This window comes from Enterobacter sp. ZOR0014 (genome assembly GCF_000798855.1).
Classification (GTDB): domain Bacteria; phylum Pseudomonadota; class Gammaproteobacteria; order Enterobacterales; family Enterobacteriaceae; genus Enterobacter; species Enterobacter kobei.
The window spans coordinates 1-6405 of the sequence record NZ_JTLF01000354.1 but is presented as its reverse complement, the minus strand read 5'-3'; the positions used below and the strand labels follow the sequence as shown (position 1 = coordinate 6405).

Sequence of the window (6405 nt, the reverse complement as noted above, 5' to 3'; positions counted from 1 at the left end):
TAACGCCGGTTTTTTTCTTTATGCATGTGGCTTCTCGCCATTTTCATCCTGATCGACCGCGAAACAGGCGACCAGTTGACCACCATAATCCTTCAGCTGCGGCTGCAGCTGCGTGCAGGGACCAAAGCGGCGACTGCAGCGGGCGTTAAATGCACACCCAGGAGGCGGATTCAGCGGGCTTGGCAACTCACCCGTCAGCTTAATACGCTCACGGCGATCGTCCGGGTTGAGACGCGGCGTCGCAGACAGCAGGGCCTGGGTATACGGGTGACGCGGGTTAGTAAAGATCTGGTCTTTGCTCCCCTTCTCCACGCAGCGCCCCAGGTACATCACCATCACTTCATCCGCAATGTGTTCGACAACCGACAGATCGTGGGAGATGAACACGTAAGAGAGTCCCAGTTCCTGCTGGAGATCCATCATCAGGTTCAGCACCTGCGCACGCACGGAAACGTCGAGCGCGGAGACGGGCTCATCGGCAATCACCACGTCCGGGTCGAGCATCAGGCCGCGGGCGATGGCAATACGCTGACGCTGGCCGCCGGAGAACATATGCGGGTAGCGGTCATAATGCTCGGTTTTCAGGCCGACCTTCGCCATCATCGCCAGCGCTTTTTCGCGGCGCTGCTCTTTGCTCAGATTACTGTTAATGAGCAGCGGCTCTTCCAGAATCTGTCCCACTTTTTTACGCGGGTTCAGAGAACCGTACGGGTTCTGGAACACAATCTGGATTTTCTGGCGACGCAACTTCTGCGCCTGAGGATCGTGTTTGAGCAGATCCTGCCCCTGATAATAAAGTTCACCGCCGGTCGGGACTTCAATCATCGTCAACAGACGGCCCAGCGTAGATTTACCACAGCCCGACTCCCCAACTACCGCCAGCGTTTTGCCGCGTTCGAGGGTAAAGGAGACGCCGTCCAGCGCTTTCACCAGGCGCTCAGGGGCAAAAATCCCCTTCTTCACCGGGTAGTGTTTTTTCAGATCGATGGCCTGCAACAGCGGTTGTTGCGTGGTGGCCTGTTGCGTACTCATAGTGTTGGCCTCCCGGCATCATCGAGTGGGTAGTGGCATTTCGACTGACGGCCGTCAGCAAGCTGGTTCAGCTCTGGCTCTTCCGCCCGGCATTTGTCCGTCGCATACGGACAGCGCGGGTTAAGCAGACAGCCCTGCGGACGGTCATATTTACCCGGCACCACACCCGGCAGTGACGCCAGGCGCGCTTTATCCTGGGCAAACTCCGGCAGCGCACGCAGCAGAGCCTGCGTATAAGGGTGACGCGGTGCGCGGAAGATATCGTGCGAACTTCCGGTCTCGACGACCTGGCCTGCATACATCACGATGATTTTGTGCGCCGCTTCGGCCACCAGCGCCAGGTCATGCGTAATCAGGACCAGCGCCATATTTTCCTGCTGCTGCAACTCCAGCAGCAGTTCGATGATTTGCGCCTGAATGGTCACGTCCAGCGCCGTCGTCGGTTCATCCGCAATCAGCAGTTTTGGCCGACAGGCAATCGCCATCGCGATCATCACGCGCTGGCTCATCCCGCCAGAGAGCTGGTGCGGGTAGACGTCCAGACGCGATGCCGGGTCAGGAATACCCACCTGATTCAGCAGATCGATCGCGCGCTGGCGACGGGTTTTCTTATTACCGCCCTGATGCACCTTTATCGCTTCCATAATCTGGAAGCCGACGGTGTAACACGGGTTCAGGCTGGTCATCGGGTCCTGGAAAATCATCGCCACTTCCGCGCCCACCAGCTGGCGGCGCTGTTTTTCGGAAATGCGCTTCAGATCCTGACCATTGAATTGCAGGTTTTCCGCCATCACGCGGCCGGGATAATCGATAAGCCCCATAATCGCCAGTGAGCTCACCGACTTACCGGAACCGGATTCCCCGACAATACCCACCACTTCGCCCTGATTTACGCTGTAGCTGATGCGGTCCACGGCGCGAAACTCAGTGCCAACGTCTCCGAAGTGCACCGATAATTGATCTACATTTAATAACGCCATCTCGTGCCTCTTACTGCTTCAGTTTGGGATCAAGCGCATCACGCAGGCCGTCACCCATCAGGTTAAATGCCAGCACCGTCAGCAGGATTGCCAGACCCGGGAAGGTGACAACCCACCAGGCGCTTTGTGCGAACTGCAACACGTCGGAGAGCATCGTGCCCCACTCCGGTGTTGGCGGCTGCGCACCCATGCCCAGGAAGCCAAGAGCGGCCATATCAAGAATGGCGTTTGAGAAACCGAGCGACGCCTGAACAATCAACGGCGCAAGGCAGTTCGGGAAGATATTGACGAACATCTGGCGCATCGCCCCCGCCCCCGCCACGCGAGACGCGGTGACGTAGTCGCGGTTCACTTCCACCAGCACCGCCGCACGGGTTAAACGCACGTAGTGAGGAAGCGCCACGAAGGTCAACGCCAGCGCGGCGTTACCGATAGATGGACCGAAGATCGCCACCAGCACCAGCGCCAGCAGCAGGCTTGGCAGCGCCAGCATGATGTCGACAACACGCATAATGATGTTATCGACAATGCCGCCGAAGTAACCCGCCACCAGACCAAGCACAATCCCCATAATCAGGGACAGCACCACCACCAGGCAGCCAACCAGCAGCGACAGACGCGCGCCGTACATCAGACGCGAAAGCACATCGCGGCCTACATCATCGGTACCCAGCAGGTGCGCCAGGCTACCGCCATCCTGCCACGCAGGAGGTGCAAGCAGCGCATCGCGGAACTGATCCGCAGGGTTATAAGGTGCGAGGAAGTTCGCAAACACCGCAATCAGGATCATGATTGCGACATACACCAGCCCTACTACCGCACCTTTATTGCGCTTGAAGTAGTGCCAGAACTCCTGCAGCGGTGTCATTGGAACCGGTGCAGCAACCACTTTGTTTTCAGAAACGTGTGACATGATGGCCCCTTACTTCTTATGACGAATACGCGGGTTCACCACGCCGTACAGCAAATCGACCAGCAGGTTGACGAGGATAATCATCGTCGCGACCAGCAGCACCCCACCCTGCACGACCGGATAGTCACGGCGTTGCAGCGCATCAATCAGCCAGCGTCCGAGGCCGGGCCAGGAGAAGATGGTTTCGGTCAGGATAGCCCCTGCCAGCAGCGTACCCACCTGAAGACCAATAACGGTCACCACCGGCAGCATGGCGTTACGCAGCGCATGTACGATGATGACGCGCATACGGGTTAACCCTTTGGCGCGTGCGGTACGGATGTAATCTTCGCCCAGCACTTCCAGCATGGAGGAACGGGTCATACGCACAATCACCGCCAGAGGGATGGTGCCCAGCACCATGGCTGGCAGGATCATATGCGCGACGGCATCGATGAAGTTCCCCTCTTCACCCCAGATAGCCGTATCAATCAGCATAAAGCCGGTCAACGGATTGGTGTCGTCGAGGAAAACCATATCGCTGACGCGCCCGGAGACGGGCGTCAGGTTAAGCTGCACCGAAACCAGCATAATCAGCATCATGCCCCACCAGAAGATAGGCATGGAGTAGCCGGTCAGCGCCAGGCCAACAGCGGTGTGGTCGAAAATGGAGCCACGTTTAACGGCAGCCAGTACCCCAACTGGAATACCCACCGCAGTGGCGAAAATCATGGCGCAGACGCCAAGCTCCAGTGTCGCTTTAAAACGCGGCACGAACTCGTCCCACACCGGAAGACGGCTTTTTAGCGAAATCCCTAAGTCACCGTGCAACACGCCCCAGATATAATGGAGGTACTGCTGCCACATCGGCTTATCGAGGCCGAGTTCAGCCAGAAGCTGCGCATGACGTTCAGGGGAGATACCACGCTCGCCCGCCATAATCATTACCGGGTCGCCGGGGATCATATGGACGAAGGCAAAAGTGAGAAGGGTGATACCGATAAACGTCGGGATAACAAGTCCCAGACGTCGGAGGATGAACTGCAACATAACCCGGATTCTCTCTGATGACGCACGACCAGTGGCGTGACGTCTGTATTGCTCACAAATCTTATCCCCTCTCCTTTCAGAGAGGAAATAAAGCACTGCTGCCGGGTGGCGCTACGCTTACCCGGCCTACATACCGTAGGCCAGTGCAAGCGCAACGCCGCCTGGCGTTGCTTTTAATTATTCAACCGATACGTTTTCGAAGTGGTGTTTGCCCAGTGGATCAACCACATAGCCCTTCACTTCTTTACGCACTGGCTCATACACGGTGGAGTGAGCAACAATCAGCGCCGGAGCCTGATCGTGCATAACAACCTGCGCTTGCTTATACAGCTCAATACGTTTGTTGTGATCGTCGGTCGCACGCGCCGGCTGGATCAGGTCTTCAAACGGCTTGTAGCACCAGCGAGAGTAGTTAGAACCGTCTTTCGCCGCCGCGCAGCTGAACAGGGTAGCGAAGAAGTTGTCCGGATCCCCGTTGTCACCGGTCCAGCCCATCATCACCGCCTGGTGCTCACCCGCTTTGGCGCGCTTCAGGTACTCGCCCCACTCGTAGGTCACGATCTTGGCCTGTACACCAACTTTCGCCCAGTCAGCCTGAACCATTTCCGCCATACGGCGTGCGTTCGGGTTGTACGGACGCTGTACCGGCATCGCCCACAGCTCAACGGTGAAGCCTTTATCCTGGCCCGCTTCTTTCAGCAGCGCTTTCGCTTTCTCAGGATCGTAGCTGTAGTCTTTAACGTCATCGTTATAGCCCCACATAGTTGGTGGGATCAGGTTCTTGGCTGCAACGCCTGCGCCCTGGTAAACGGCTTTGATGATCGCTTCTTTGTTCACCGCGTAGGTCAGCGCCTGACGCACTTTCACGTCATCAAACGGTTTCTTCTCGGTGTTGAAGGAGAGGTAGCCCACGTTCAGGCCCGCCTGTTCCAGCAGGTTAATGTTCTTATCCTGCTTCATGCGCGCGATGTCAGCCGGGTTCGGGTATGGCATCACCTGGCATTCGTTTTTCTGCAGTTTTGCATAACGCACGGACGCATCAGGCGTGATGGAGAAGACCAGACGGTCGATCTGCGGCTTGGTGCCCCAGTAGCCCGGGAAGGCTTTATACAGAATACGGGAGTCTTTCTGGTACTGCAGCAGCTGGAACGGGCCGGTACCGATTGGGTTCAGGTCCACTTTCTCAGGCGTGCCGGCTTTCAGCATGTTGTCCGCATACTCTTTAGAGAGAATAGAGGCGAAGTCCATGGCCAGGTCAGCCAGGAATGGCGCTTCCGGACGCGTCAGCACGAACTGCACGGTTTTATCGTCCACTTTTTTCACTTCTGAGATCAGGTCAGGCAGACCCATCCCTTCGAAGTACTCATAGCTGCCGCCCGACACTTTGTGGTACGGGTTCTGGGCATTTTTCTGACGGTCGAAGGAGAACACAACGTCGTCGGCGTTAAAGTCACGCGTTGGTTTAAATTCTTTGCTGTCCTGCCACTTCACGCCCTGACGCAGGTGGAAGGTATAGGTCTTACCGTCTTCGCTGACGTCCCACTTCTCAGCCAGACCCGGAATCACTTCGGTGGTGCCGGTTTTGAATTCAACCAGACGGTTATAGATCGGTACAGAGCTTGCGTCGTACGTCGTGCCAGAGGTAAAGAGCTGTGGGTTAAAGCCTTCCGGCGAGCCTTCAGAACAGTAAACCAGGGTTTTTGCCTGTACGCTTGCTGCCACGGTCATAGCCACCAGGCTCAGACCAAGCTTCAGCATCCCTGACTTCTTCAAGGAAATACTCATTATTCTGCTCCAATGTGATGTTTTGCTTTGTTGTGTTACGCCGCCAGACCTTTATTTATTTTTTACCCGGTCCGGTCGGTGGTGCCCGAAGGCAGTAAAGGGATGGAGAATCCTTTCAGAAGAGCGTTTGAGTTGCAGCGCAGATCGTCCCTGAAATGCCCCTCATGCCCTACAATCTGTCAACAGAATGTGAAAACGTCAATACAGGTGACGGGGATTTACGTGGAGTGTGAGAAACCGCAAACAAAGATTAAAAAAACTATGTATGCCAGTTTTCAGCAGGGAAATTTATGCTACTCGCCATCTTGCAGCACAAATATCTTCATATTTCGCAACAATCAGTGATTAACTTTTATTCAGAATGGGTAAATTTTCTTGCAGAATGGTGATTATCTGAGCACTAAATACCGCGAACGTTAAAACGCACAGCGAAAAATGCTGAGGTTATCCATAAGCAACGCGAAAAAAGATCAATCTATATATAAAAAAATACAATGGATTATGTCACAAAATCGTTAACAGGCAGGGAGAAGCCAGGATAAGGGGCGTTTTGGTGACTCTGGCGGGCTAAGGTCATAATGCAAAAAGGGCTAACCTTGCGGTTAGCCCTTTTCAGAATGTGGTCGGCGAGAGAGGATTCGAACCTCCGACCCACTGGTCCCAAAC

The 6405-nt window shown here is 55.5% G+C and carries 5 protein-coding genes; all 5 read right to left on the bottom strand.

The features are described 5' to 3' along the window. Positions 1-18: 18 nt before the first annotated feature. Positions 19-1032: a dipeptide ABC transporter ATP-binding subunit DppF gene (gene dppF / locus L977_RS20315; protein ID WP_023331759.1), complete on the bottom strand. Its 1014-nt coding sequence runs from the start codon at positions 1030-1032 to the stop codon at positions 19-21. Further along, complete coding sequence (dppD, locus tag L977_RS20310) at positions 1029-2012, bottom strand: dipeptide ABC transporter ATP-binding protein (RefSeq protein ID WP_032635363.1); 984 nt, start codon at positions 2010-2012, stop codon at positions 1029-1031. Before dppD ends, dppF begins: the two co-directional genes overlap by 4 nt. A gap of 10 nt (positions 2013-2022) precedes the next feature. Continuing rightward, a complete protein-coding gene (gene dppC / locus L977_RS20305; protein ID WP_014882058.1) occupies positions 2023-2925 on the bottom strand; it encodes a dipeptide ABC transporter permease DppC in 903 nt (300 codons plus the stop codon). 9 nt (positions 2926-2934) lie between these two features. After that, positions 2935-3954 carry a dipeptide ABC transporter permease DppB gene (gene dppB, locus L977_RS20300; protein ID WP_014882057.1) on the bottom strand — a complete coding sequence of 340 codons (1020 nt, stop codon included), beginning with the start codon at positions 3952-3954 and terminating at the stop codon, positions 2935-2937. Positions 3955-4131: 177 nt separating this feature from the next. Further along, positions 4132-5739 (bottom strand): dipeptide ABC transporter periplasmic-binding protein DppA, encoded by a 1608-nt coding sequence (gene dppA / locus L977_RS20295; protein WP_014882056.1) that lies wholly within the window; start codon positions 5737-5739, stop codon positions 4132-4134. Between the last annotated feature and the right edge of the window lie 666 nt (positions 5740-6405).

What these genes read in the sequence shown, in the direction of transcription:
- dppF (WP_023331759.1), bottom strand. Translation starts at nt 1,032, where the DNA reads ATGAGTACGCAACAGGCCACCACGCAACAACCGCTGTTGCAGGCCATC.
- dppD (WP_032635363.1), bottom strand. Translation starts at nt 2,012, where the DNA reads ATGGCGTTATTAAATGTAGATCAATTATCGGTGCACTTCGGAGACGTT.
- dppC (WP_014882058.1), bottom strand. Translation starts at nt 2,925, where the DNA reads ATGTCACACGTTTCTGAAAACAAAGTGGTTGCTGCACCGGTTCCAATG.
- dppB (WP_014882057.1), bottom strand. Translation starts at nt 3,954, where the DNA reads ATGTTGCAGTTCATCCTCCGACGTCTGGGACTTGTTATCCCGACGTTT.
- dppA (WP_014882056.1), bottom strand. Translation starts at nt 5,739, where the DNA reads ATGAGTATTTCCTTGAAGAAGTCAGGGATGCTGAAGCTTGGTCTGAGC.